Source organism: Sphingomonas natans, assembly GCF_030546695.1.
In the GTDB taxonomy this organism is placed as follows: Bacteria; Pseudomonadota; Alphaproteobacteria; order Sphingomonadales; family Sphingomonadaceae; genus Sphingomonas_I; species Sphingomonas_I natans.
Map to the genome: position 1 here is coordinate 279,503 of NZ_JAUOTP010000004.1, position 25,814 is coordinate 305,316.

Genomic DNA, 25,814 nt, shown 5'->3' on the forward strand with positions numbered 1-25,814 from the left:
ATGATCGGACTGGTGCTGGTGACTCATGGTCAGCTCGCGGCAGAATTCGTGCGAGCGATGGAGCATGTTGTCGGTCCCCAGCAGGCGATCGAGGCGATCTGCATCGGCCCGGACGATGACATGGAGGCGCGTCGCGCCGACATTGCGCGTGCCGTGGCCGCCGTGGATCTCGGCAAGGGCGTGATCCTGCTGACGGATCTGTTCGGCGGCACGCCGTCGAATCTGGCCATCTCGCTCATGGAGCCCGGTCGCGTCGAAGTGATTGCCGGCGTCAATCTGCCCATGCTCATCCGGCTGGAAGGCGCGCGCAAGATGATGAAGGTGCAGGCAGCAGTGGCGGCAGCGCGCGAGGCGGGCCGCAAATATATTTCGGTCGCATCCGAAGTGCTCGGCGAGGCGGCCGCATGACCGGCGAGATCGAGCGCACCGTTTTGATCAGCAACCGCCGCGGGCTCCATGCGCGCGCGAGTGCCAAGTTCGTGACGCTCGCCAGCGCGCAATCGGCCGCGGTCGAGGTCGCCAAGGACGGCAACCGCGTCGCCGGCACATCGATCATGGGGCTGATGATGCTCGGCGCCGCGCAAGGCGACTCGGTCACGATCCGCGCCAGCGGCGACGGCGCCGACAAGGCGCTGGACGCCTTGTGCGGGCTGGTGGAAGCCAAGTTCGGCGAGGAATAACTAGCCTCAGGCCGCCTGCGACAAAGCGTAGCGGCGGCAATGCTCCAGATAGCCGGCCTCGTGGCTCGCGGTGAGATCGACGACGCTGTCCCATAGCCAGGTCGGCGCATCGATGCTTGCGCTCTGGTGGCGGGCGATGGCGCGGCCCCAATCGCGGCGTTCGCCGGCATCCATCTGGCGCGCATGCCCGACGCCGACGATATAGGCGAGATAGCGCGCCGCGCGCGTCGCCTCGGCGCGCGAGAATTGGTCGATCTCCAGCTTCAGATCCTGCGGCAGCAGCTCGCGCAGCACGATCGGGCGATCGAGGATGCGGGTCGCGAGCATCCGCTCGCCGAGATTGGGGGCGAGCGCGCTCGCGCCCGCGACGACGCGCTCGGCATGATCGCGCGGCATCTGCTGCTTGTGCGACGACGGCGCGACCGCCGCGGTCGCTTCCTTCAGATCGATCAGCGCATATTCGGACGGGCTCTTGCGCGTGCCGCCGATCGAAACCAGCGCGGCGAAGCGCAGATTGCCGAGCGAGCTGCAGCCCTTCTTCCAATAAGCGGAATCGACGAGGCGCATCCGATCGTCGCCGTTCCGCCCGCTGAGCGACAGGATCATCGCGGCGACCGCGGGATCGTCGAACAGATTTTCGAGCGCGGCCTTCTCGTCTTCGGTGAGCGCCCAGAATTTCTTGCCGAGCGGCAGCGTCGGCTCGACATCGTCGAGCCGCTCCTCGGCCAGATGCCGCCAGCGCCGCCCCATCGCACGGCGGCGGACGAGGCGGACGACATTGGGCTCGGGCGCCACGGCCTCGCTCTGCTCGGCCATGGCGAGGCCATAGCCCTCGACCATCTGCTCGATCATCTGCGCGGTCGTGACGCCCGGCAGATCCGAGCCACGCGCGGCGGTCGCGAGCGACAGGCCGAGGCGGATCAGATCGTGCGCGGGATTGCCGATCACGCTCTGATCGAGATCGCGGATCTGGATATCGACCTTGCCCTCCGCATTGGCCACGGGCCCGAGATTGCCGAGATGGCAATCGCCGCAAATCCAGATGGCTGGGCCCGCGGGCAGGCGCTTGGCCGGCGGCGACACGGCCAGCCATTCGTAGAATTTCGCGGTATTGCCCCGGACATAGGCATGGGTCGATCGCGCCATCTTGAGCGCGCGGCTCTGTTCGAGTTCGCGCACGCGCTGTTGGTTGATCCGCTCCATTGCCACTCCATTGCCCGATCGTTGCCGTTCAACGCGCGGCGCGGGAAATGGCTGGTCCTGCTCGGAAAAATCTTTCGCAGCTGAGCCAGGCGGCCGATTTGGCGGATCGCATCGACGCCCCGACGCCGGCCCGCTAAACGCCGCTTATGCCCCGCGAGATCACCGCTTACTCGAACCCGCTCGTCAAGCGCGTGCGCAACCTGCGCGACAAGCGTCACCGCAAGGATGAAGGCCTGTTCCTCGCCGAAGGGCTGCGCATCCTCGCCGAGGCCGAGGAGACGGGCGTGCTGCCGCTCTGGCTGTTCTTCGCCGCCGACGGCGCCGGCCACCCGATCGCGCGCCGGTTGATCGCCAAGGTCGAGGCGGCCGGCGGCGAGGCGATCGAAACGACGCGCGACATCCTCCACAAGCTTTCCGGCAAGGATAATCCGCAGACGGTGATCGGCGTCTATGCCCAGCCGGAGACGGGGCTGGAGCGGATCGATCGCAGCGCCGCGCCGATCTGGCTGGTCGCGCAATCGCTGCGTGATCCCGGCAATCTGGGGACGATGCTGCGCACCGGCGACGCAGTCGGCGCGGGCGGGCTGATCCTGATCGACGATTGCGTCGATCCCTTTTCGGTCGAGGCGGTCCGCGCGAGCATGGGCGCGATGTTCACCCAGAGGATCGCGCAGGCGCGCTGGCCCGATTTCCTCGCCTGGCTGCGCGCGGGGCCGGGGCTGCTCGTGGCGACGCATCTCGAGGCGAGCGTCGACTATCGCGTACCCGATTATGGCAAGCCGACGTTCCTGCTGATCGGCAATGAGGCGCAGGGTCTGCCGGCCGACTATGCCGCGGCGGCCGACGTCCGCGTCAAGATCCCGATGCGGGGCAAGGCGGACAGCCTCAACGCCGCGGTCGCCTGCGCCGTGATGGCCTATGAGGTGCTTGGCCGGATCGACGGGGTCCGGCCGCCCGCCTCCCGGGAGACTGCCTGATCGAGGCGAGTTGTCGCTGTCTTGCCAGGTCACCAAGGGCTTGAAATGCCTTGAGAAGGCTTAGAACCGACGTAGCGTTAACGGTTGATCAGGGTTGCGGTGGCATGAGGGAAAGATGGTATCCCCAGCCACCTTGCCGCCCAACACCGAACGCAGGGTCCTCGCTCTCATCGAGATCGTGCGCTTCGAGGTCCTCAAACGGACCGTGGGCTATGCGTCGGCAACCAATTTGTTGCTCACGGTGGCGGAGAAAGTCAGCGATCTTCCGGGCTGCATCTCCGCGCGCGGCGACCGACACTATGTAGAGGTCATGCTCGCCTGCACGCCGGGCGCGGATCTCAGAGCCGAGCTCCATGCGGTGGCGGGTGCGATCAGCGGCCCGATCGACATCGGCGGCTATGAATTCAGTCTCTGCGTCCGGATGGGTGCTGCCGAAGCGCATCCCTACGAGGATATGGCGGCTTTGTTCGGCCGCGCCGAAAGCGCGCTGGCCCGCGCCAACGAGCAGCACAAGCTGATCGCGATCGCGCTGCCCGAAGACGAATCCGCCTTCGCCAGCCGGCTCACCTTCATGTGCGGGCTGCAGAAGGCGATCCGCGAGGACGAGCTGGAGCTTCATTACCAGCCGAAGATCCGCGCACGATCGGGCAAGACCGCGGCGCTGGAGGCGCTGGTCCGCTGGAACCACCCGACCGAGGGCATGATCCCGCCCGATCGCTTCATCGGCCTGGCCGAGGAAACCGGCGATATCACCAAGCTTACCGAGTGGGTGATCCGCCGCGCGATCGCCGATCAGGGACGGCTGCTGAAGCTCGGCCACAAGCTGCCGATCGACGTCAACATATCAGGCGTGATGATCGCCGATCCCAATTTCGCCTGGGATACGCTGATGCTGTTCACCGCCGTGCAGGGCGATATCGGCTTCGAGATCACCGAGACGGCGATGATCGCCGATCCCGCCCGCGCTCTGGAAAATCTGCGCACGATCGCCGATGCGGGGATCAAGCTCGCCATCGACGATTATGGCTCCGGCTTCTCCTCGCTCGCGTATCTGCAGCAATTGCCGGTGAGCGAGCTCAAGATCGACAAGATCTTCATCTCGCGGCTGGCGAGCGGCCAGCGCGACCCGCTGCTCGTCCGCTCGACGATCGAACTCGCGCATGCGCTGGAGATGGAAGTGACCGCCGAGGGCGTGGACTCGCCCGAGGCGCTTGCCTTGCTGCAGGTCATGGGCTGCGACATGCTCCAGGGCTTCCACCTGTCGCGCCCCCTGCCCTTCGACCGGCTCGTCACCTATCTCGAGTCCGAGAGCGCGAATGCGAGCGCGCCGATGACGACATCGCACCAATTGCTGCGCGGCCGCCTCGCCCGCGCAAGATAGATAATTTTCGTTTAAGCTTCCTTCTAAGAAGCTCCGAAAGCCCGGCACGGCATGGCAGCTGAGAAGACTGCAAAAAAAAGAGAATTGCCGGTGCCGATTATGAAATTGCGACGCTCGACCGTGCTGCTGAAAGCGGCCTTGCTGGCGGGGATTGCGTTGCCGGGCACCGCGTTCGCCGCGCCGGCTATCACGCCGCCGACGCCGTCTGCCGCCGTGCCGCCGGCGCTGACCTTGCTGGACCTCGACCTGCTGGGCGCAGACACGTCCGCCGCGCCCGCCGATCCCAGCCGCACGATCAGACCCTATTACGGCAATATCAATGCCTTCTACGGGACCATCAACGCGTTTTATGGCAACATCAACGCCTTCTACGGCAATATTAATGCGTTCTACGGGAACATCAACGCCTTCTATGGCAACATCAATGCGTTTTACGGGAACATCAACGCCTTCTGGGGCGACATCAATTCCGTCTACGGCAACATGGCCGCCTTTGCCGACGGGACCGCGACCATCGACGGCTATGCCAAGCCGCAATGGACGGCGATGGCCGGCTTCTGGGGCGGACTGACCAACCAGTGGGTCGCGCTCGACAGCCAGTGGAGCGCCGCGGCCGGCACGCAAGATTACGGCGCCGTCGCGGGCGGGCTGCGCGGGCTCGTCGATACCTCACGCAATTTCTGGGGCGCCGCCGTGCAGTCGCGCACCGGCAAGAGCTTCGACGACGGCTTTGCCAATCCCCTGTTCGCGCGCTTCGGAATCGACCCCAACGACCCGAACAGCCTGGCCAGCCTCGACGCGGCGACCCGGCAGCGCTTCTACATCAGCTGGTACGATCAGCTGATGAACTATGCGGGCGCGGACCATGTCGATTGGTGGATGAAGGCGGTCAACTGGTCGCCGGCGCTGACGACAACGCTGGGATCGGCCAAGCGCGCGACGATCGGCCTCCTCGATTTCTCGATCACGGGCAACGCGACGCTGAGCGACAATGTCAGCAAGTTCGGCGGCGTCTCGACCTTCTCCAACGGCCACGGCACCGCCGTCGCCGGGCTGATGGTGGCGCCGATCGACGGCACGGGCGTGATGGGCATCGCGCCCAATGCCACCGTCGTCGCCTATAATCCGTTCGACGCGAGCGGCACTTCCAATTGGGACGACATCACCAAGGGCGTGCTGATGCTGTCGAAGAGCGGCGCGGGCATCGTCAACATGTCGCTTGGCATCCCCGGCTGGACCTTCAATCCCGGCTGGAACCAGGTCTTCACGAACAGCGACGTCAAGAAGGTCGCGCAGAACACCGTCTTCGTCATCGCCGCGGGCAATAGCGGCGTCTCGCAGACCGAGAATGTGAAGTGGGATTTCGACAAGAATCCCGAGTTCCTGCTCGTCGGCTCGGTCGATCCCAACGGGACGATCTCCAACTTCTCGAACCGCCCGGGCACCGCCTGCCTGATCGACAAGAGCAGCAAGTGCGTGGCCGGCAACGAGCTGATGAACCGCTTCATCGTCGCACCCGGCGAATTGCTGCTGGTCGCAGACGATAGCGGCGGAATCACGCGCATGTCGGGCACGTCCTTCGCCGCGCCGCTCGTCTCGGGCACGATCGCGCTGATGCAGGGACGCTGGCCGTGGCTGGTCAACTATCCGGCCGAGACGGTCAGCATCGTGCTCAAGTCCGCCAAGGATCTCGGGGCACCGGGCGTCGATCCGGTCTATGGCGTCGGCGAGCTTGACGTCACCGCCGCGCTCTCGCCGCTCGATCCCACCAAACTCGTCTGGTACGCGCCCGGTCCGCTCGGATCGATGGTCCCGACGACGGCGAAGATGCTTCAGACGACCGGCTCAGCCGCCAAATGGGAGGCGAACGGCGTCTATGTCACGCTGTTCGAGAAGATCGGCAATACGCAGCGCGACTTCGCGGTGCCCCTCTCCAGCCGGCTCTACGGGCAGAGCGTGACCTCCGCCGACGGCAGCAAGCAGATGCTGATGAGCTATCTGACCGGACGCGCGCTCGGCTGGCTCGGCCAGGGCGGCGCGAGCGGCTTTGCGAGCTTCGCCGAACGGACCGCACCCGTCGGCGTCAGCGGCGATGTCGAGGTGACGACGGCGATGGCGCCGCGTGCGCCCGTTTATGGCTTCCGCGACGGGCGCATGCCCTATCAGACGAGCGTGCGCGTCGCCGCCGCCGACGGCAAGGCGGGCTTCCGCATGGGCGTGGGCGACGGCGCGGTCGCGCTCGGCCAGCGACAGGGGCTGGCGATGATCTCGGACTATGACGTCGATGCGGGCGGTGCGAACCCGCTGCTCGGCATGGCATCGGGCGGCGCCTATGCGACCGCCGATGCGCGTCTGTCGCCGACGATCCGCGTCTCGGCCGGCTACACGGACCGCAACCGGCAGCGCGACACGCGGACGCTCGGGATGCGCGAGCTGACCTTGCTCGGCGGCACGCGCGACGCCGCCAGCGCGCAGCACGTCTCGATCGAATATCGTCCGGCATCCGCGCTCACGCTGACCGCGGCGATGACGCATCTTGCCGAAGACAATGCCGTGCTCGGCGTCCGCTCGCTGGACCCGAACGACTTTGCCAAGGGATCGGCGAGCGACGGCGTGACGATGGGCGCGGATATCGCGCTCGGTCACGGTCTGGGCCTCGCCGTCTCGGCGACGCGCGCGCGCACCCGCGATCGCGGCGGCGCGGATCGCAATCTCAGCCTCTCCGGCAACGGCCTCACCACATCCGCCTATGAAGTGGCGGTCAGCGCCGCGAACCTGTTCGATCGCAGGGACAGCATCCGGTTTGCCGTCTCGCAGCCCATGTATGTCGAAGCGGGGCGGTTCGATTTCAGCTCGGTCGAGGTGATCGATCGCGACACCGGCGAGATCGGCGTCGTCAGCCGCAGCTTCGCGCCACCGCGCGAGGCGCGCATGTTCGTGGGCGAGATGCTCTACGGTCGCAGCTTCAACGGCGGCATGGGCGAGATCCAGCTGTTCGGCCGCGCCCAATTGCGGCCGAGCGCCGCGGCGCAGGGCACCCCTGCGCTGATGGCGGGCACGCGCGTCTCCTTCGGCTTCTGAGACCGACATGATGCGGATCCTCTATGTCGAGGACGACAGCATGAACCGCCGGGTGGTGCGTGACATGTTCGCGAGCCTGGGCATGAATATCGACGAGGCGCCCGACGTCGCGACGGGGCTTCGCATGGTGGAGGAGGAGCATTTCGACGCGATCGTCACCGATCTGATGATGCCGGGGGCGGATGGGCTCGCGCTGATCCGCGCGATCCGGCGTCGTGCCGATGCAGGCGCCGCGGTGCCGATCCTGGTGCTGACGGCCGACACGTCCGACCTCGCCCGCGACAAGTGCATCAGCGGCGGCGCGAACGGCGTCATGACGAAGCCCGTGGGAATCACGACGCTGGTGGAGCGGCTCGGCACCGTCATCGCCGCCTCGACGGGCATGATCTTCGCCTGAAGATCCGGCCGCGTAGGACGACCCGGTCAGAGGATCAGGTCGTCATCCGAGGCCAGCGTATCGCCCAGCGCATCGAACAGCGCCTCCATCGCAACCGGCTTGCCCAGCACTTCGTTGGCGCCATCCGCGAGGCAGGTCTCGCGCAGCCCCAGGCCCGCATCCGCGGTGATCACGATGATCGGCGTCTGGGCCTTGCTGTCGGTGCGCGCGCGAATGTGGCGAACTGCCGTCAGCCCATCCATGCCGGGCATGCGCAGGTCCATCAGGATCGCGTCATACTCCTCGGCGTCGATCATGCGCAGGCCGGTCTCGGCATCCTGTGCCTCCTCCATCGTGACGCCGACGATCGTCAGCATGTCCTTCACGACACGCCGGTTCATCGCATCGTCTTCGACGAAAAGCACACGCATACGGATTCCTGTCGTTCAGGGATTTGGCGCTAGAAGTTCAGGATGAACATAGGGTTACGCGTCAGTTCTCCATGAGTGCCGGGACAAGCGACCGTGGACGTTCGGGCGGTGCCAGGCCAAGCCCGGCTATCACGTCCTTCATCGCGACCGGCTTGGCGACCAACCGATCGGCGCCGAGCGCGCGAAGCGCGTCGTCCATCACACTGTCGATCGGTGTGTGCAGCAGCATCAGAAACAGTCCCGCGGCCCGCGCGCTTTCGGCGATGCGGCGCAGCTCAGCCATCGAATCATCGGCCTGGAGGAAGTGATCGGCCTGCACGAGCACGCGGCTGATCCCGCCGCCGCGGATCAGGGCACCGGCGGCAGACCCCGTATCGGCGAAGAGGATGTCGCCGGCCGTTTCGCGTAGCGCCTTCGCCACGATCCGTTGCGCGAGGAGGTTCGGCTCTACGATGAGGAGCGTGTCGCCGATGAAGGACGCGACGGGCAGATCCGCCGGCGGCGCCACGACCTGAAGGGGAAGATCGATGCGGAAGATCGATCCGCCGCCGAGCGCGCTCTCCACCGTGATGCCGCCGCCCATCGCAACCGTCAGATGGCGACAGATGGCGAGACCCAGCCCCGTCCCGCCAAATTGCCGCGTCGTGCCCCCATCGACCTGATAGAAGCGCTCGAAGATCGCCTCCTGCTCGCTTTCCGAAATGCCGATGCCCGAATCCGTGACGAGGATGACGAGCCGCCCGTCGACGGCTTCGGCCCGCAGCGAAACCGCACCCGCCGGCGTGAACTTCACCGCGTTGGAGAGCAGATTGCTCAGCACCTGCCGGAGGCGCGTCTCGTCGCCCAGAATGAGCGGAGGGAGCGGCGCCAGCTCCGCCGCATAAGCGAGGCCCTTATCCTCGGCCGGCCCGCGCCAGAAGCGCACCGCCGCGCGGATCAGCTCCGCGGGATCGAAGGGCGCCAGCGTGATCTCGAGATTGCCGTTCTCGATCTTGGCGATATCGAGAATGTCGTCGACGAGCGCGCGCATCGTCTCGCCCGCGCCGTGGACGATCTCGATCCGCTCGCGAAAATCGGGTCCGACGCGGGGATCCGCGAGCATGACCTGGGTCATGCCGAGGATGCCGTTGAGCGGGGTGCGGATCTCGTGGCTCGTCGTCGCGAGGAACTCGCTCTTGGCGCGCAGTGCCTTGGCGAGACTTTCGTTGGAGTCGCTCAGCTGCGTATTGGCGAGCCGGACCTCGTTGCGGCTCCGGCGCAACGATAGCAGGCTGACAAGCATGACCAGCAGCACGACGCCGCCCGCGCCCAGCGCCCCGGTGAAGAGGATCGTCTGGTAGCGTGCGCGCGATTCCGCGAGCTGGCGGTCGCGCCGCGCCTGCCCGGCCTTCAGATCGCTGATGCGGCTGCGCTGATTGGCGAAATCGAAGCGCGCGCCCATCAGCGCCGCATTGGTCGAGGCGGCCAAGGCGCGCGCACCGTCGTCCAGCCGCTTGAAGGCGCTGAGATGCCGGTAGGCCAGCCGGTCCTGCCCCAGCCGCGCATAGACGCGGCTGGCGCTCTCGTGAAAATCGCGGAAGCTGAGCGGCGTCTGTTCTAGGTCGCGTCCCGCGAACGTCATGTCGAGCAGGCGGGCGGCGTCCGCCAGATCGCCGCGCCGCTCGGCCGCGAGCGCGAGCACGCCGATCGCGAAGGGACGCTCGCCGGCCGCTTCCCCGCGCGCGAGCGCCAGCGCCCGCCGCGCGGACGCCTCCCCCGCTGCAATCTCGCCGTCATGGACCTGCGCGGAGGCGAGATTGGTCAGGATACGGACTTCGAGCAGGTTGCTGCCCAGCCGCCGCGCCGCGACCAGCGCCTGGCGATATTCGTCCTGCGCCGCATGATAGCGGCCGAGCGCCTTCAGCGTCTCGCCGAGATTGTTGCGCGCCGCCAGCCCGATCGCGGGATCATCGCCGGCGAGCTCGGCGACCTGCGAATAATAAGCGAGGCTGTGTTCGTCGTCCCCGGCATCGTGATAGATGCCGCCGATATTCTGGAGTGCCTTGGCCTGACCGCGCTGCTCGCCCGCCCGGCGATACAGCGAATAGGCATTCTGAAAGTCGCGCAGGGCAGGCTGGACCCGACCGAGCGTCCCCTCCGACCATCCGCGCGACAGCAGGATATCGGCGACGAGCTTGTCGCCCGCACCGGCCGTACGCGCCTTGCGGAGCGCCGTCTCCAGCCTGGGGAGGGCGTCGGCAGGGCGATCGAGCCGGCCGGCCGCCTCGCCCTCCAGCCACTCCGCCGTCGCCTCGGCGATCGCGCGGGGCCGCCCGGGGGGAAGTCGCGCGGCCATCCTATCCGCCGCTTCGGCGCGGGCGAAGGCCTCGGCCGGATTGGCCATCATCGCGGCCTTGGACGCGGCGATCGTCGTGTCGAAATCGGCCGCGAGCGCGGGCGCGGAGATGCTCGAGACCAGCAGCGTGGCAATTGCGGCGCGACGTAACTGCAAGCGGACGCTCCCTCGGCGCAGGGCATAACGGATCAAGCCTAACGGGATCCTAAAGCACGGAAGTCCGCCTATCGATTGTTACGGCCCCGCAATCCGGCTGCGACAATGGCGCCCTGATCCGGGCATCGCAAAGCCCGCGAAACATCGGCGCAAAGAGCCGCGGCCACGGGCGTCCCCGCACAGAACGAGGATTGCCATGCGCCGATTGCCCGCGCCGACCTGCCTGCTCCGCATCGCTCTGGCGCCAATGGCGCTCACCTTCACGATGGCGCCGGCCCGCGCCGACACGACGATCTCGACCGCGACGACCGCCAACCAGCAGACCTCGACCGCCAATGCAGGCGCCGCCGACAATCTCGTCATCTCCTCGACCGGCAGCATCGCGCCACCCGCGGGCACAGCGATCACGATCGACAGCAACAACACGGTCAGCAATGCGGGATCGATCACGGCATCGGGCATCGACGGCGTCATCGCGATCGGCGGCGGCGGCGGCTTCGCTTCGGGCATCGTCAACACCGGCACGATCACGATCGACGAGACCTATGCGGCGGCCGATGCCAATAGCGACGGCGTCGTCGACGGGCCGTTCGCGAGCGGATCGTCGCGCTACGGCATCCGCCTGAGCGGCACGGGCGCGTTCACCGGCGCGATCAACAGCAGCGGTGCGATCACGATCAAGGGCAATGATTCCGGCGGGATCTTCAGCAGCGTCCCCATCATCGGCAGCGTGACGACGAGCGCCGCGATCACGGTGACGGGCGATCGCGGCTATGGCATCCGCCTGGGCGACGTCAGCGGCAATGTGACGGTCGCCGGCACGGTGGCGGCGATCGGCCAATCGTCGGTCGGCGTCGCGCTGACCGGCGATATCGGCGGATCCTTGGTCGTCCACAGCTCGATCAGCGCGACCGGATACAGCTCGACGACGCTGCCGACGACGCTCACGAGCCTCGGCGCGGACAATCTGCTGCAGGGCGGCGCGGCGCTCGCGATCGGCGGCAACGTGGCGGGCGGCGTCCTCATCGCGACGACCACCACCTCGACCGACACGACGCTGGACACGGACGGCGACGGGATCGTCGACACCAGCGAGGGCACGGGCACGGTGGTCAGCACCGGATCGGCGCCTGCCTTGCTGATCGGATCGGCGACGCGCGACGTGACGCTGGGGCTGGTGCCGAGCCGCACCGTAGGCCTGGCGATCGACGGCGGGATCACCGCGGCGGGCATCTATGCCGGCTTCGATGCAACCGCCGTGCGGATCGGCGGGCTGGGCGGTGCGGTGGGCATCGCCGGCGGCGCGACCGTTCTGGGATCGGTATCCGCGACGTCCAACGGCGCCACGGCCACGGGCATTGCGATCGGCGCGGGGGCGACCCTGCCCTCGCTCGTCATCAGCGGCTCGGTCGGCGCGTCCAGCGGGACGAATGCGGGCGGCGCTGCGCGCGGCATCGTGATCGAGACCGGCGCGTCGCTGCCGACGATCACCAATGCCGGCGCGATGACCGTCGGCGTCACCACCGGGACCGGCATGGCGACGGGCATCCTCGATGCCTCGGGAACGCTGGCCACGCTGACCAATAGCGGCTCGATCTCGGTTTCCGACGCTGCCGGCACGGGCCGCGCGATCGACGTCTCGGCAAACGTAAGCGGCTTCAGCTACGTCCAAGCGCTGGCAAGTTCGACCGCGACCGCCCCTTTCCTCACCGGTGCGATCGTCACGGGCGGCGGGAATGACAGTATCGCGGCCAGCGCCGGCACTTTGACCTCGGCCGCGACGCTCGGCGCGGGCAACGATCAGGTCGCCCTCAGCGGCACCGCCGCCTGGACCGGCACGATCGGCTTCGGCACCGGCGATGACAGCCTGTCGCTCGCCGACACGGCGCGGTTCGTCGGCACGGTGGATTTCGGGACGGGCGCGGACACGCTGACGATCGGCAGCGGCGCCGCATTCAGCGGCCAGATCCTCGACACGATCGGGCACACCAACGTCACGGTGACCGGCGGTACGCTGGCGCTGACGAACGCGGCCACGTCCTCGATCGGCAGCCTCGCGATCAACGGCGGCACGCTGGGCGTGACGATCGATCCGGCATCGGGTGCGCACAGCCTGCTCGCCGTCGCCGGGGCGACGACGATCACGGGTGTCTCGACCGTGAAGGTCACGCTTTCCACATTGGGGCTGGGCACGGGCAGCTTCACCGTGCTGACGAGCGGGACGCTGTCCGGCAGCGCCAATTTCGGGCTCTCGATCGATGCTTTGCCCTATCTGCTCACGGGATCGGTGACGGGTAACGACGCGGCCGGCACGGTCACCGTCAACCTGCTGCGCAAGTCCGCCACCGAGCTTGGTTTCCGGCGATCGGAGGCGGCGGCGTATGACGCGGTCTATGCGGCGATCGCGGGCAACAGCGCGCTGACCGGGCTGTTCCTCGGGCTGACCGACCGCGACACGACCCTGCGCCGCTACCGCCAGATGCTGCCCGATCATGCCGGTGGCCTGTTCGACGCGCTGAGCGGCGGGGAACGCCTCGTCGCCCCCGGCGCCAGCGCGGTTCCGTGGAAGGACCTCGGCTCGGTCAGCCTATGGGTGCAGGAAGCGCAGTGGAACAACCGGCAGCATGCCGAGGATACGCCCGGCTATTCGGCGACCGGCTTCGGGCTTTCCGCGGGCGGCGATGTCGATACCGGCGGGTTCGGGCGGATCGGCCTGTCGCTCGGCTTCATCTATGGCGACGTGAAGAATGGCGGCGGCAATAACGAGGTGACCGCCAGCCTCTTCCAGGGCGGCGCCTATTGGCTCACCGATTGGGGCGGCTTCCATTTTTCGGCCAACGGATCCTTCGGCGGTGTCGTCGCCTCCAGCGTGCGATCGATCGGGGCGAGCACGAGCGCGTCCGGATCGCTGCTCACCAGCAATGGCGACTGGAACGGAACGATGCTGTCGGCCGGCGGCAAGGCGAGCTGGGAGGCGCATCTCGGCGCCTTCTACCTGCGCCCGGCGGCGACCATCTCCTACGCGAAGCTCCACGAACAGGCGCATGACGAGACCGGCGGCGGCACGGGCTTCGACCTGTCGATCGACGGTCGCAACAGCGACGAGCTGGCGGCGACGGGTACGGTCGCGCTGGGCCTGCATCTCGGCAAGCAGACCGACGAGGATTCGATCGTCGGCCACGTCGAGATCGAGGGCGGGCGGCGCGAGATTTTGGGCGGCACGATCGGCGCGACGACCGCGCGCTTCACCGGCGGCAACGATTTCACTTTGCTGCCCGAGGATCGCACGAGCGGCTTCACGGGCGGGGTCAATGCTTCGATCGGCTCCTCCACCTTTCGCTTCGTGGCCGGCGTCAATGCCGAGCAACGCGAGGGCTATCGCTCGCTTTCGGGCCAATTGGGGCTGCGCAGCGCCTTCTGACGCGCTGGCGGTTGATCGCGACCGCGGTCCTGATAGGCTGCGATCAAATATAAGAGGATGCGTGTCCCGGCCCCAAGCAGAGGAATGGCCGTGCCGATCGACATCGACGACAATCTGGTGAACGCCGCGATCATCGAATTCCACACCGCCAAGGATCATGGCAAATCCGATCCCCAGGCGTGGGCGGCGGCGGTGTCGCGCGTGCGGCACGACGTGCTGACGCTCGCCTCGGCAACCTGCGAACAGATGGCGGAGGGCTTCGGAGAAGCCGAGGCGGCGGGCGCACACCACTGCGCGGCTGCCATCCGCGACCTTTCCTGGGCCGACCCGTTCACGGATCGTTAGGCGGGCGATGTTAGCATCCGGCATGGACGTCTTCGATCAGATCCGCACGGCCCGGGCGACCTGGATCGCCGATAACCTCGGCAGCGCCAGCGTGCAGGGCATGCGGGATGCGCGCACCTTGCTCGCCGAGGCGATCGCCGGCCGCAACGAGGCGATGATCCGCACCTATTCGGAGACCTGCCTCCTTCTGCTCGAAGCGCATCGCGAGCGATCGGCCCGGCTGATGGCGATGATGACGATCGCCGAGCCGAACGACTGATCCTCGGCCATCGCCCGCAATCGACTGGCGCGCGCCGGGCACGCCGCCTAGATGGGCGCGGTGAGCGACATCGAACCGATCCTGCGTGCGGCCCGCGAGTGGCGCGATGCGCCGATGGCACTGGCGACCGTCATCTCCACCTGGGGCTCCGCGCCCCGCCCGCGCGGCAGCCACATGCTCGTCCATGCCGATGGGCGGCTGGAGGGATCCGTCTCGGGAGGCTGCATCGAGGGCGAGGTGCTGGCGCTGGCCGGCGAGGTGATCGCAGGCGCCCCCGCGCAGCGCCGGATCTATGGCGTGTCGAACGACATGGCGTGGGAAGTGGGCCTGCCCTGCGGCGGCGAGATCGAGGTACTGGTCCAGCCGGTGGGCGCGCGGGGTTTCGCGCCCGCTCTGTTCGACGCGATCGAAGCCGGCCGCGAGGACGGGCGCGCCGTCGCGGTGGCGACGGATCTCGACAGCGGGCGCAGCTGGGCGGCCGAGAGCGATGCGGACGCCCCGTTCCTCAATCTCTATGCCCCCCCGCGCCGGCTGTTCATCATCGGCGCGGTGCAGATCGCACAGGCGCTGGCGGCGATCGCGCAGACGATCGACATCCTCCCCGTCGTCATCGATCCGCGCGCGCGCTTCCTGACCGCGGAGCGCTTTCCCGGCGTGACGCTCGACGATCGCTGGCCCGACGAGGCGATCGCCGCGTGGAAGCCCGATGCGGCGAGCGCGGTGGTGACGTTGAGCCACGATCCCAAGATCGACGATCCCGCCCTGATCGCCGCGCTGGCCGCGCCGACCGGCTATGTCGCGGCGCTGGGATCGCGGCGCAGCCACGAGAAGAGGCGCGAGCGGCTGGCGGCGGAAGGCCTCGACGCGGCCACGATCGACCGGATCGAGGGGCCCGCCGGGGTCGACATCGGCGCGATGGGCGCGGCCGAGATCGCCTTGTCGGTGGCGGCGGGACTCGTGAAGGCGCTGGCCCGGCCGAAAAGGTGACGATCGCGGGCATATTGCTCGCGGCGGGGCGATCGACGCGCTTCGGGGCGGACGACAAATTGGTTGCCGTGCTGGAGGGGCGCCCGCTGATCGACCATGCGGCGCAGGCCTTGCGCGACGCGCCGGTGGGGCTGCGCTTCGTCGTGCGGAGCAAGGCGGCGGACGCGCTGGACGGCTTCGAGACGGTGCGCGTCGCCGAGGGCGCGGAGATGAGCCGATCGCTGGCGGCGGGGATCGCGGCGGCGCGCGCGGCCGGGGCCGAGGGCGCACTCGTCCTGCTCGCCGACATGCCGTTCGTGACGCCCGCGCACCTCGCCGCGCTGGTCGCCGGCTTCGCGGGCCGGAGCACCTTGCTCGCCTCGACCGACGGCACCCGCCCCTCCCCGCCCGCTCTGTTCGGCGCCGACCGGTTTGCCGAGCTGGAAGCGGGCAGCGGCGATGCGGGCGGGCGGCGGCTGCTCGCAGCGGCGACCCTCATCGCCGCGCCACCCGGAAGCCTGCGCGATATCGACACGCCCGAGGCGCTGGCCGCGGCGCGCGGACGTTGACCAACGAGACATCAGTTCATCCCCCAAGCCGGCCCCGGCCCGCCGAAAGATCGCGCCACCACGCGCGCACATCGGAAACGAACGGGGCGCGAATACTCCGTTGTGCTTCACGCTCGCGCCGGATGCGGCGGCATCTGGCGAACCTGCCGCGATCGACGCAACAGGAGCGCGCGCGGCTTGCGTGGAGGGCGCAGGCGATGGGGCGAGAGCAGGAACGGAGGAGATGATCGCGAACCCGGTTCGGCGGATCGCCACAAGCAACCTATCTGGTATTTCGTCGGACAGTGGAGAAATGGCGCGCAGGCTCATGCCGATTGTATGCGCGCGGCCAGCGCCTACAGAGCGGGGATCTTTCGCGACCATCAGAGGCGGCCCCTCCCCTGGAAGATACCAGTCGCGCGCATCCCAAAGCGCCGATATCGACCTATGTCGTTTTAATCGACCAATTTTGGAGTCGCGGATTGTCGGTCTTGCAGAGGAACAACGTGCAGCTTGCCGGGCAGGGCGACCGCGCGATGGTGTTCGCGCACGGTTTCGGCTGCGACCAGAATATGTGGCGGCTCGTCGCACCGGCTTTCGAGGACGGCTATCGGACCATATTGTTCGATCAGGTCGGGTCGGGCGCCTCCGACCTCTCCGCTTACTCGGCCGACAGATATGGCGATCTCCAGGCTTATGCCGATGATCTGGTCGAGATATGCCGGGAGCTCGCGCTCCATGATGCCGTCTTCGTCGGACATTCCGTCAGCGCCATGATCGGGGTGCTGGCATCGCTTTCCGACCCGTCTTTGTTCGCGGACCTCGTCCTCGTCAGTCCGTCCCCGCGCTATATCGACGATGGCGCCTATCTCGGGGGCTTCACGGCCGCGGATATCGACGAACTGCTCGAATCGCTCGCCGACAATCATCTCGGTTGGTCCGCACTGATGGCGCCCGTGATCATGGGCAATCCCGACCGGCCCGAACTAAGCGAGGAGCTGACGAACAGCTTCTGCCGGACCGACCCTGCCATCGCCAAGGACTTTGCCCGCGTCACCTTCACCTCCGACAACAGGACGGATCTGTCCAAGGTGACGGCGCGCACGCTGATTCTCCAGTGCCGGGAGGATGCGATCGCGCCGGTGCAGGTCGGCGAATATGTCCGCGACCATATCGCAGGCAGCGAGATGGTGCTGCTGGATGCGACCGGACATTGCCCGAACCTGAGCGCACCACAGAACGTCATCGCCGCGATCCGCGCCTTTGTCTGAGAGCGCGCGCCCCGCGGAGCCGATCGAGGATTTCGAGGATCTCTACGACAGCGCCCCGTGCGGATATCTGTCGCTAACCGACGATGGGCGTATCTTTCTTGCCAACCGGCGCATTTCGCAGTGGCTGGGTATCGCCCAGGCCGAGCTGATCGGGCGCCGCATCCAAGACATCCTCAGTGTCCCGGGCCGGATCTTCTACGAGACCAACATATCGCCGCTTCTGCGCATGCAGGGGTTCGTCGACGAGGTGGCGATGGACTTTCTCACCGCCGACCGCATCAAGGTGCCGTGTCTCGTGAACGCGTCCGAGCGGCGCGACAGTGAAGGCCGTCTGCAATTCACGCGTCTCGCGATCTTCCAAGCTGCCGAACGACGTCGCTACGAGCGAGCGCTGATCGACACCGCCGAGGCGACGCGGGCCGAGGTCACGTCCGAACGCGAGACTTCGCAGCTGCGCGAGCAGTTCATCGCCGTCCTCGGGCATGACCTGCGCAATCCTTTGGCATCGATCGCCAGCGGCGTGAGATTGCTGACCGACCGAGAGACGCTCAGCGTCAAAGGACAGCGCGTCCTGTTGCTCATGCAAGGCAGCGTCGGCCGGGCCTCCGATCTGATCGACAATGTCCTCGATTTCGCGCGCGGCCGCCTCGGAGGCGGCATCACGTTGAACCGCGATGCGCAGGCTCCGCTGACACCCGTGCTCGAACAGGTCGTCGGCGAGATCGTATCGGCTTCGCCCGAACGGGATATCCGCACCTATTTCGCCATCGCCGAGCCGATCGATTGCGATCGGACGCGGATTTCGCAGCTCCTTTCGAACCTGCTGGGGAATGCGGTCATGCACGGCGCCAAGACCGAACCGATCCTCATCGAAGCCAAAAGCGATCGCGAGCGATTCACGCTTTCGGTCGTGAACGGGGGCCGCCCGATCGGGGAAGCGGCGATGGCGCGGCTGTTCCAGCCCTTCTTCCGCGGCGAGATCAGACCCAATCAGCTGGGATTGGGACTCGGGCTGCACATCGCCTCGGAGATCGCCAAGGCGCATGAGGGCGAACTCACGGTCGCGTCTGACGAGAGCCACACCCGGTTCACCTTCTCGATGCCGCTGGCCCGCCGCGTCGAAGACCCCGATTAGGCGGCGAACGCCAGCCGGCAGAAGGCAGCTCCGATGGCGGGACGATCGAGCGGCTTGCGAAAGATTTCGCCGGGAAGCGCGTATGGCGAGCACGCCTCGGGCGTGGCAGTGATGAACAGGACGGGTATCGGCCCGTAGGCGTCCCTGATCGCGCGAACGGCGAGGGTTCCCGTCCCTTCGGTCAGCATGACATCGGAGAGGATGAGATCCGGCCGGTTCGCGCGCGCGGCGGCCACGGCGTCTTCCTGATTTTCGGCAAAGCTGAAGGACGTGGCGCCGTTCGACTGAAGCAGATCCTCCAGATCAAGCGCGATCAGCGTCTCGTCCTCGATGATGAGCACATGGCACATGGTTCAATCTCCGCCCAATCCGGCTCAACGGCGGCCGAGACCAAACAGACGCACTGACGGAAAGATATCAACAAATACCTCCATCTGTGGCGAAAGAGTCGCGAGCCGCGGCCGCCCGACGACACAAGCGCGTGAGATCGCCGGTAGTAATGCGCGGGCTTTCGTCTTTCGCGGCGCCCTCGCCCTTACAGCCGGTCGAAATCGATCGGCTGGGTGCGGTCCAGCCAATTGGGCGCCTCGGGCATCGGATATTTGAGGCCGGTCGCGCAATTGAACAGGACGACCTCATCCTCCGCCGCCACCAGCCCCGCCGCCAGCGCATCGCGATAGGCGGCGAGCGTCGCGCCGCCTTCGGGGCAGAGCAGCAGCCCATCCTGTTTGGCCGCATCGTCGACCGCGCGCAGGATCGCGTCATCCTCGACCGCGAGCGCGATGCCTTTGCTCTCGCGGACCGCGCGCAGGATCAGGAAATCGCCGACCGCGCGCGGCACGCGGATGCCCGCGGCAACGGTGTGCGCATTCTCCCAGCGGTCGGCATGCTCGACGCCGTCCTCGAACGCCTTCACGATCGGCGCGCAGCCGGCTGCCTGCACCGCGAACATCTTCGGGCGTTCCGCGCCGATCCAGCCCAAGGCCTCCAGCTCGGCGAAGGCCTTCCACATGCCGATCAGCCCGGTGCCGCCGCCGGTGGGGTAGAAGATCGCCTTGGGCAGGCGCCAGCCGAGCTGGGCGGCGAGCTCCAGTCCCATCGTCTTCTTGCCCTCGATCCGATAAGGCTCCTTCAGCGTCGAGAAATCGAACCAGCGGCCCTGCTTCGCGCCTTCGCCGACGATCGCGCCGCAATCGTCGATCAGGCCGTTGACGCGCCAGACGCGCGCGCCCTGCAGCGCGATCTCGCGGACGTTGATCTCGGGCGTGTCCTCCGGACAGAAGACGATCGTCTCGATCCCGCAGCGCGTGGCATAGGCCGCGAGCGCGGCGCCGGCATTGCCGTTGGTGGGCATGGCGATCTTCGTGATGCCCAAAGCCTTGGCCATCGCCACCGCCATGACGAGCCCGCGCGCCTTGAACGAGCCGGTCGGGAGGCGGCCTTCATCCTTGACCAGCACGTTGGCACCGCCGCTCTTGGTAAGCGGCACGAGCGGAGTCTCGATCTCGCCGAGGCTGACGATGTCGGCGGTGGCGCGGACGGGGAGCAGTTCGCGCCAGCGCCACAGATCGGTGGGGCGGGCGGCGATATCGTCGCGCGAGACCTGCGCCTTCACCACATCCAGATCGTAGCGGACCAGCAGCGGCCGGCCCGCCTTCGAGAGGCCGTGGACGACGTCCGCCTCGTAGCGCTCGCCGGTCAGCGAGCATTCGAGATGCGTGACGAAGGTGGGGCGATCGGCGGTGAGATTGGCGTTGGTTGTCATGCAGTCCCTCTAGTCGCGGGCGACCCGCAACGTCTATGCGCTCCGGGAAATACATGGAGGAACAGATGGATCGCCGCCAGTTCGTAAAGGGCGCCACCGCGAGCGCGGCCGTCGCCGCTTTCCCGCTGCGGGCCGCCGCGCCAGGCGGGGCCGATGCCGCGTTCCGCGCGACGCTCGACCGCTTCTTCTACGGGCGGCTCGAGGATCAGCCGCAGCAGGCGACGCGGCTCGGGCTCGACAGCGGGCCGCGCGCGGCGCTGAAGGCGAAGCTCGACGATGCATCGGCGGCGGGCGCGGCGAAGCGGCTGGCGCGGGCGAAGGCCGAGCGCGCGGAACTCGCCAGGTTCGCGCCGGCGAACCTTTCACCCGCCTCGAAGCTGGATCTGGAGGTGGTGACCTATCAGCTCGATCGCGCGATCAACGGCGCGACGCGCTTTCCATACGGCGACACGAGCGGACGGTTCGCGCCTTATGTGCTGAGCCAGCTGACCGGCCCCTATCGCGACGTGCCCGATTTCCTCGAAAGCCAGGCGCGCGTGCGCGACGCGGCGGAGGCGGACGCCTATCTCGCGCGGCTCGCGGCCTTCCCCAAGGCGATCGACGACAGCACCGATCAGCAGCACACGGATGCGGCACGCGGCGTGTTCGCGCCGGACTATATCCTCGACACGACGCTCAAGCAGCTCGGCCAGGTGCTGGACCAGGCGCCCGAGCAGAGCGTGATGGTCATGACCTTCGCGACCAAGCTGAAGGCGGCGGGGCTGCCGCCCGAGCAGGCGGCGCGCGCGGCGGGGATCGTGCGCGATGCGGTATTCCCGGCGCTCGTCCGCCAGCGCGCGCTGGTGACCGAGCTGCGCGCCAAGGCGGTGCATGATGCGGGCTGCTGGCGGCTGCCCGACGGCGACGCTTATTATGCCGCGGCGGCCGAGGCGGCGACGACCGCGCCGATGAGCGGCGACGAGATCCACAGACTGGGCCTTGCGCAGGTCGCCGAGATCAGCGCGCGGATCGACGGGATCCTGAAGGGCCAGGGGATGACGACGGGGACGGTCGGCGCGCGGCTGGTCGCGCTCAACGAGCGGCCCGACCAGCTCTATCCGAACACCGATCCCGGCCGCGCCTTGCTGCTCGCCGAGCTCAACCGACATCTGAACGCGATGAAGGCAAGGCTGCCCGAAGTGTTCGCCAACGTGCCCAAGGCGCCGATCGAGATACGCCGCGTGCCGCCGACGATCCAGGCGGGTGCACCGGGCGGCTATTACGAGAATGCCTCGCTCGATGGTTCGCGCCCGGCCATCTATTATATCAATCTGCGCGACACGTTCGACCGGCCCAAATTCGGGCTGGCGACGCTCACGCATCACGAAGGCGTGCCCGGGCATCACCTGCAGGTGACGCTGTCGCTGGAGAGCGAGACGATCCCGCTGATCCGGCGGCGCGCCTTCTTCTCGGGCTATGGCGAAGGCTGGGCGCTCTATTCGGAGCAGCTCGCCGACGAGATGGGCATGTATGACGGCGATCCGCTCGGGCAGGTCGGCTACCTCCAGTCGCTGCTGTTCCGCGCGGCGCGGCTGGTCGTCGACAGCGGCATGCACGCCAAGCGCTGGAGCCGCGAGAAGGCGACCGATTATCTGATCGCGACGACGGGCATCGCGCGCGGCCGCAGCCAGGGGGAGATCGATCGCTATACGGTCTGGCCGGGCCAGGCGTGCAGCTACAAGATCGGGCACACGATGTGGGTGCGGCTGCGCGAGGCGGCAAAGACCCGGCCGGGCTTCGACCTGAAGCAGTTCCACGCGGTGCTGCTGCAGGGCGCGATGCCGCTGGCGGTGCTGGAGAAGGTGGTGAAGGAAAGGTGGGGGATCGCCTGAGCCCGCGATCGCGGGCCTGACCGCAGATTGCAACCTCGGCACTTTACCGCCACGATCCACTTCACAGGCGAGGGCGAATGGCGACGATTGCGATCTACAGTTCGAAGGGCGGCGTGGGCAAGACGACGCTCGCGGTGAACCTCGCCTGGGCGGCGGCGACATTGTCTTCGCGGCGGACCCTGCTGTGGGACCTCGACGGCCAGGGTGCCTCGAGCTTCGTGCTCGCGCCCAACCGCAAGCCCGGCAAGAAAGCGAGCGAGGTGATCGAGCGCGACGTGGCGCCCGCAAAACTGATCGTGAAGACCGGGATCGCCAATCTCGATCTGCTGCCCGCGGATGAATCGCTGCGGACGCTGGACCTGCTCTTTGCCGAGCTCGGCGCCAAGAAAAGGCTGCAGAAGATCGCCGAGGAGCTGGCGGGGCTGTACGACCGGATCATCGTCGATTGCCCGCCGGGCCTGGGCGTCACCGCGGACCAGATCATCCAGAGCGCGTCGCTGATCGTGGTGCCGGTGATCCCCTCGGCGTTGTCGATGCGGACGGCGGACGAACTGCGCCAGCATCTGAGCGAGCGGCGCAAGGCGGGGCCGCCGATCCTGACCGTGTTCAACCTCGTCGACCGGCGGCGGCTTTCGCACCGGCAGGCGCTGGAGGCGGCGGGCGACACGCCCGTCATCCCGATGGCGAGTGCCGTCGAGCAGATGGCCGAGCGGCACGCGCCGGTGAGCGTCTATGCGCCCCGAAGCGCGCCGGCCAAGGCAATCGCAGCGTTGTGGACGGGGATCGAGAAGCGCCTGGCGAAGGGCTGAGACTTCGCGCCCTGCCCTTCTCCCGTCATGCCAGCGCAGGCTGGCATCCATGACTCCCTCCGCGAGCTTCGCGCCCGATTTTCGAGAGACATGGACCCCAGCCTTCGCTGGGATGACGGCAGATCAGGACGTCTGGATCAGTAAGCGGCCGAGAGCGTCAGGAACCACTGGCGCGGCGCGATCGGATAGGCCGAGTAGCTGTTCGTGGCGGAGCCGATCGAGACGGTCGACCAGCCCTTCTTCTTGGTCAGGTTCGTGACGTTGAGCGAGAGCTCCACCTTCTTGAGCGGCAGGACATTCTCCGGCACGCGCGCGGCGATCCGCCCCGAGACCATGAAGTAGGACGGGACGCTCGTATCGTTGGTGAAGGTCGCGAAGCGCCGGCCGACGAAATCGCCGATGCCCTGCAGATCGAACATGCCGACCGACACGGAGGCGACGGTCTTGTTCATCCACTTGGGCGTGCCGGGCAGCTGCTTGCCGCAGGTCGGCACGATCCCGGCATTGGGCTGGCCGGCGGCGGGGACGATGAAGCCGCCGATGCACGTGTCGCTCACGGCGCCGATGCCGCTGGCCGTGGACGTATAATCGTTCTGATATTTGGACAGATTGTACGAGACGGCGTTGTAGAGCGAGAAACCGCCGTAGCGGATCGTGAAGGCCGCATCGACGCCGTCGGTCTTCACGCTCCCGACGTTGACGAGCGTCGAGGTGCCGCCGGTGATGCCGCTGCCGGCGATGCCGCCCGGATTGGTCGGGATGGCGAGCAGGCGGTTGCTGAAATCGACGTGGTAATAGTTGATCTGCGCGTTCAGCGAGACGCCGTTGTCGAACGTCCGGTTCGATCGCACGCCGCCTTCATAGGTCCAGCTGCTCTCCGGCTTGCCCTGATCGGCGAAGGCATCGAAAGCCGCCTGGCTGCCCGTGAACCAGGGGCCGCCGCCGCCCGCGAGATAGGCCTGATACTGGCGCAGATTCTTCTGGACGTTGAAATAGAGCTGCTCGCTGCCGGTCAGATCGAAGCTTGCGCCGAGCGCGGGCAGGAACCAGCGCTTGGTGTTGATCTTGCCCTGCGGCAGCGCCGTCGTGCCGCCGAGCGAACCCACGACCGGCTGGATCGGGAACTTGCCGTCCGCCCATTGCGCGCTCGTCTTGACGCCGCCCTGGACGAGCAGGCGATCGAACACCTGCCAGCTATCCTGGATGTGGAGCTGCAGGTTATTGATCCGCGCATCGCCCTTATATTGGGTGAACAGCGGATCCATCACATCGCGCGGGCGGATGTAGGGCGTGCTCAGGCTCAGATCGTTGATAGGAACCGCATACCAGCGGCGCCATTGCGTGGTGCTGTTATGCTCGAACCAGCCGCCGAACTCGATCTTGTGCGCGCCGAGATCGACGTTCATCGCCGAAACCACACCCTCGCGATCGATGCGATATTCGGTGGTGCGGGTGATCAGGCCCGAGCCGCCGGTCGCGGCGACCAGGGCGGCGCCGGCCGCGGTGGCCTGCGCGGCGGTGATCGCGGTACAGGCGGCCGGCCGCGTTCCGTTCGCATTGGCGGCGAAGCGGCAGTTGCTCGGCAGCGTCGCATACGCCGGATCGAGATAGGCCTGCGCCGTCGTGATCGACTGGCCGAGCGGCCCCGCGACGACGCCGGCGCCGTCATTGTGGTGATAATAGCCGGTCGTCGACCAGGTGATGGTGTCGGCGAGCTTGGCATCGAGGCGGACGTAGCCGAGATAATCGGTGCGCTGCGCGTCCGAATAATAATTGCGGTAGTTGCTGCCCTCGGCCGCAGGGCTGTTGCCGGCCGCGCTCAGGTACGACGTCCGGTAGGTGGCGAAGTCCGGGTAGAAGAAAGGCTTGGTGTAGGGCGTGTAGAGCTGGACCGCGGTGGCCGTGCCGCCCGCAGACGGCCTGAAGAAGACGGTCGCGTCCTCGTTCGGCTGGGTCATGTCGTTATAGTCGAAATAGCCGGTCAGCTTGACCGAGCCGCCGTCGTGGACGAACTTGGCATTGGCCTGATAGCCGCCCTGCTTGCCATCGAAATCCCAGGCGCGGGCATGCTGGCGCACGCCGGAGATATAGGCCGAATTCTCGCCGCCGGGGCCGAACTTGCCGCTGTCGACGCGGATATAGGTGCGCGAGGTGCTATAGCTGCCGACCGTCTGCGCGCCCTGGATGCCGAGCGTGTCGAGCGGGCTGGACGAGAAGGTCTCGACCGTGCCGCCGAGATTGCTGTTCGAGGCGGTGGCGAGATCGCCCGCGCCGGTGGCGACGACGACGCGGCCGACATTCTCCGAGATGACCGCGCGCTGCGGCGAGAGGCCGTTATAATTGCCGTAGCTCTGATCGCCGAGCGGAATGCCGTCCATCGTATAGCCGAGCTGGTTGGCGGCGAAGCCGTGGATGAAGAGCTGCGCGTTCTGCTCGTTATAGCCCCACGGATCGGACGTGATGTACAGCACGCCGGGGAGGGTCTGGATCGCCTTCAGCGGCGAGATGCCGGGCAGGATCTTCTGGATCTCGGCCGAGGGGATCGCGGTCGCCGAGCGGACGGCCTTGGCGGTGACGAGGATCGCGCCATCGTCGCCCGCATCGGCATCTGCAGCCGGAGCGGCCGCGTCGGCTGCCGGCGCATCTGGCGCGGCCGCATGCGCGGCGTTCGGCGCCGAAGCAGCGCACCCTACCATCAACGCGAACAGCGACGTGCGAATGACCGACATATACCACCCCTATTTGCTGCAGCGCGGTGGCTGCATCCGGGGCCGCGGATAGGATCAACTCTGTGCCATCGTGGT

At 67.4% G+C, this 25,814-nt stretch carries 21 protein-coding genes; 15 read left to right on the forward strand and 6 right to left on the reverse strand.

All coding sequences use genetic code 11. The annotated features are described in order from the left end of the window. Both Q4F19_RS10935 and Q4F19_RS10940 read left to right on the forward strand, forming a co-directional pair. The gene (locus Q4F19_RS10935; protein ID WP_293974234.1) at positions 1–408 is read left to right on the forward strand and encodes a PTS sugar transporter subunit IIA; all 408 of its coding nucleotides are present in this window, start codon (positions 1–3) and stop codon (positions 406–408) included. After that, positions 405–680, forward strand: a complete 276-nt coding sequence (locus tag Q4F19_RS10940; RefSeq protein WP_303542460.1) for an HPr family phosphocarrier protein — start codon at positions 405–407, stop codon at positions 678–680. Before Q4F19_RS10935 ends, Q4F19_RS10940 begins: the two co-directional genes overlap by 4 nt. A 6-nt stretch (positions 681–686) precedes the next feature. Here Q4F19_RS10940 and Q4F19_RS10945 read toward each other — a convergent pair whose 3' ends face one another. Next, positions 687–1,883, reverse strand: a complete 1,197-nt coding sequence (locus Q4F19_RS10945) for a DUF2252 family protein (protein ID WP_303542462.1) — start codon at positions 1,881–1,883, stop codon at positions 687–689. Positions 1,884–2,029: 146 nt separating this feature from the next. On the opposite strand from Q4F19_RS10945, the gene Q4F19_RS10950 reads away from it, so the two are divergent. From Q4F19_RS10950 to Q4F19_RS10965, 4 genes are all read left to right on the forward strand, one after another. After that, positions 2,030–2,860 carry a TrmH family RNA methyltransferase gene (locus tag Q4F19_RS10950; protein ID WP_303542464.1) on the forward strand — a complete coding sequence of 277 codons (831 nt, stop codon included), beginning with the start codon at positions 2,030–2,032 and terminating at the stop codon, positions 2,858–2,860. A gap of 115 nt (positions 2,861–2,975) precedes the next feature. Beyond that, on the forward strand, positions 2,976–4,241 hold the full coding sequence (locus tag Q4F19_RS10955) for an EAL domain-containing protein (protein ID WP_303542466.1): 1,266 nt from the start codon (positions 2,976–2,978) through the stop codon (positions 4,239–4,241). Between the two features lie 99 nt (positions 4,242–4,340). Next, the gene (locus tag Q4F19_RS10960) at positions 4,341–7,322 is read left to right on the forward strand and encodes a S8 family peptidase (RefSeq protein WP_303542468.1); all 2,982 of its coding nucleotides are present in this window, start codon (positions 4,341–4,343) and stop codon (positions 7,320–7,322) included. Between the two features lie 7 nt (positions 7,323–7,329). After that, on the forward strand, positions 7,330–7,719 hold the full coding sequence (locus Q4F19_RS10965; RefSeq protein WP_303542470.1) for a response regulator: 390 nt from the start codon (positions 7,330–7,332) through the stop codon (positions 7,717–7,719). 26 nt (positions 7,720–7,745) lie between these two features. Here Q4F19_RS10965 and Q4F19_RS10970 read toward each other — a convergent pair whose 3' ends face one another. Together Q4F19_RS10970 and Q4F19_RS10975 are read right to left on the reverse strand one after the other, a co-directional pair. Continuing rightward, a complete protein-coding gene (locus Q4F19_RS10970; RefSeq protein ID WP_303542472.1) occupies positions 7,746–8,129 on the reverse strand; it encodes a response regulator in 384 nt (127 codons plus the stop codon). Positions 8,130–8,190: 61 nt separating this feature from the next. After that, positions 8,191–10,620 carry an ATP-binding protein gene (locus tag Q4F19_RS10975; RefSeq protein WP_303542474.1) on the reverse strand — a complete coding sequence of 810 codons (2,430 nt, stop codon included), beginning with the start codon at positions 10,618–10,620 and terminating at the stop codon, positions 8,191–8,193. A gap of 196 nt (positions 10,621–10,816) precedes the next feature. On the opposite strand from Q4F19_RS10975, the gene Q4F19_RS10980 reads away from it, so the two are divergent. The 7 genes from Q4F19_RS10980 (at position 10,817) to Q4F19_RS11010 (ending at position 18,565) form a co-directional block, all read left to right on the forward strand. Beyond that, a complete protein-coding gene (locus tag Q4F19_RS10980; RefSeq protein WP_303542476.1) occupies positions 10,817–14,041 on the forward strand; it encodes a beta strand repeat-containing protein in 3,225 nt (1,074 codons plus the stop codon). A gap of 84 nt (positions 14,042–14,125) precedes the next feature. Further along, positions 14,126–14,386: a hypothetical protein gene (locus tag Q4F19_RS10985; protein WP_303542479.1), complete on the forward strand. Its 261-nt coding sequence runs from the start codon at positions 14,126–14,128 to the stop codon at positions 14,384–14,386. A gap of 22 nt (positions 14,387–14,408) precedes the next feature. Next, entirely contained in the window at positions 14,409–14,645 is a 237-nt protein-coding gene (locus tag Q4F19_RS10990; RefSeq protein WP_303542482.1) for a hypothetical protein, read from the forward strand. A gap of 60 nt (positions 14,646–14,705) precedes the next feature. After that, positions 14,706–15,632: an XdhC family protein gene (locus Q4F19_RS10995; protein ID WP_303542485.1), complete on the forward strand. Its 927-nt coding sequence runs from the start codon at positions 14,706–14,708 to the stop codon at positions 15,630–15,632. Then, on the forward strand, positions 15,629–16,180 hold the full coding sequence (locus tag Q4F19_RS11000) for an NTP transferase domain-containing protein (RefSeq protein ID WP_303542487.1): 552 nt from the start codon (positions 15,629–15,631) through the stop codon (positions 16,178–16,180). The genes Q4F19_RS10995 and Q4F19_RS11000 overlap by 4 nt, the downstream gene beginning before the upstream one ends. Positions 16,181–16,650: 470 nt before the next feature. Next, positions 16,651–17,430: an alpha/beta fold hydrolase gene (locus tag Q4F19_RS11005; RefSeq protein ID WP_303542489.1), complete on the forward strand. Its 780-nt coding sequence runs from the start codon at positions 16,651–16,653 to the stop codon at positions 17,428–17,430. Beyond that, positions 17,423–18,565 (forward strand): PAS domain-containing sensor histidine kinase, encoded by a 1,143-nt coding sequence (locus Q4F19_RS11010; protein WP_303542491.1) that lies wholly within the window; start codon positions 17,423–17,425, stop codon positions 18,563–18,565. The genes Q4F19_RS11005 and Q4F19_RS11010 overlap by 8 nt, the downstream gene beginning before the upstream one ends. Here the strand turns inward: Q4F19_RS11010 and Q4F19_RS11015 are convergent. After that, entirely contained in the window at positions 18,562–18,915 is a 354-nt protein-coding gene (locus Q4F19_RS11015; protein WP_303542494.1) for a response regulator, read from the reverse strand. The genes Q4F19_RS11010 and Q4F19_RS11015 overlap by 4 nt on opposite strands. Before the next feature lie 185 nt (positions 18,916–19,100). Beyond that, positions 19,101–20,330, reverse strand: a complete 1,230-nt coding sequence (locus Q4F19_RS11020; RefSeq protein WP_303542496.1) for a threonine synthase — start codon at positions 20,328–20,330, stop codon at positions 19,101–19,103. A gap of 65 nt (positions 20,331–20,395) precedes the next feature. Between Q4F19_RS11020 and Q4F19_RS11025 the strand changes: the two genes are divergently transcribed. Together Q4F19_RS11025 and Q4F19_RS11030 are read left to right on the forward strand one after the other, a co-directional pair. Continuing rightward, positions 20,396–22,201, forward strand: coding sequence for a DUF885 domain-containing protein (locus Q4F19_RS11025; protein WP_303542498.1), 1,806 nt, complete (start codon positions 20,396–20,398; stop codon positions 22,199–22,201). A 77-nt stretch (positions 22,202–22,278) separates the two neighbouring features. Continuing rightward, the gene (locus Q4F19_RS11030; RefSeq protein ID WP_303542500.1) at positions 22,279–23,010 is read left to right on the forward strand and encodes a ParA family protein; all 732 of its coding nucleotides are present in this window, start codon (positions 22,279–22,281) and stop codon (positions 23,008–23,010) included. Positions 23,011–23,147: 137 nt separating this feature from the next. Here Q4F19_RS11030 and Q4F19_RS11035 read toward each other — a convergent pair whose 3' ends face one another. Then, positions 23,148–25,739 (reverse strand): TonB-dependent receptor, encoded by a 2,592-nt coding sequence (locus tag Q4F19_RS11035; RefSeq protein ID WP_303542503.1) that lies wholly within the window; start codon positions 25,737–25,739, stop codon positions 23,148–23,150. Positions 25,740–25,814 lie beyond the last annotated feature (75 nt).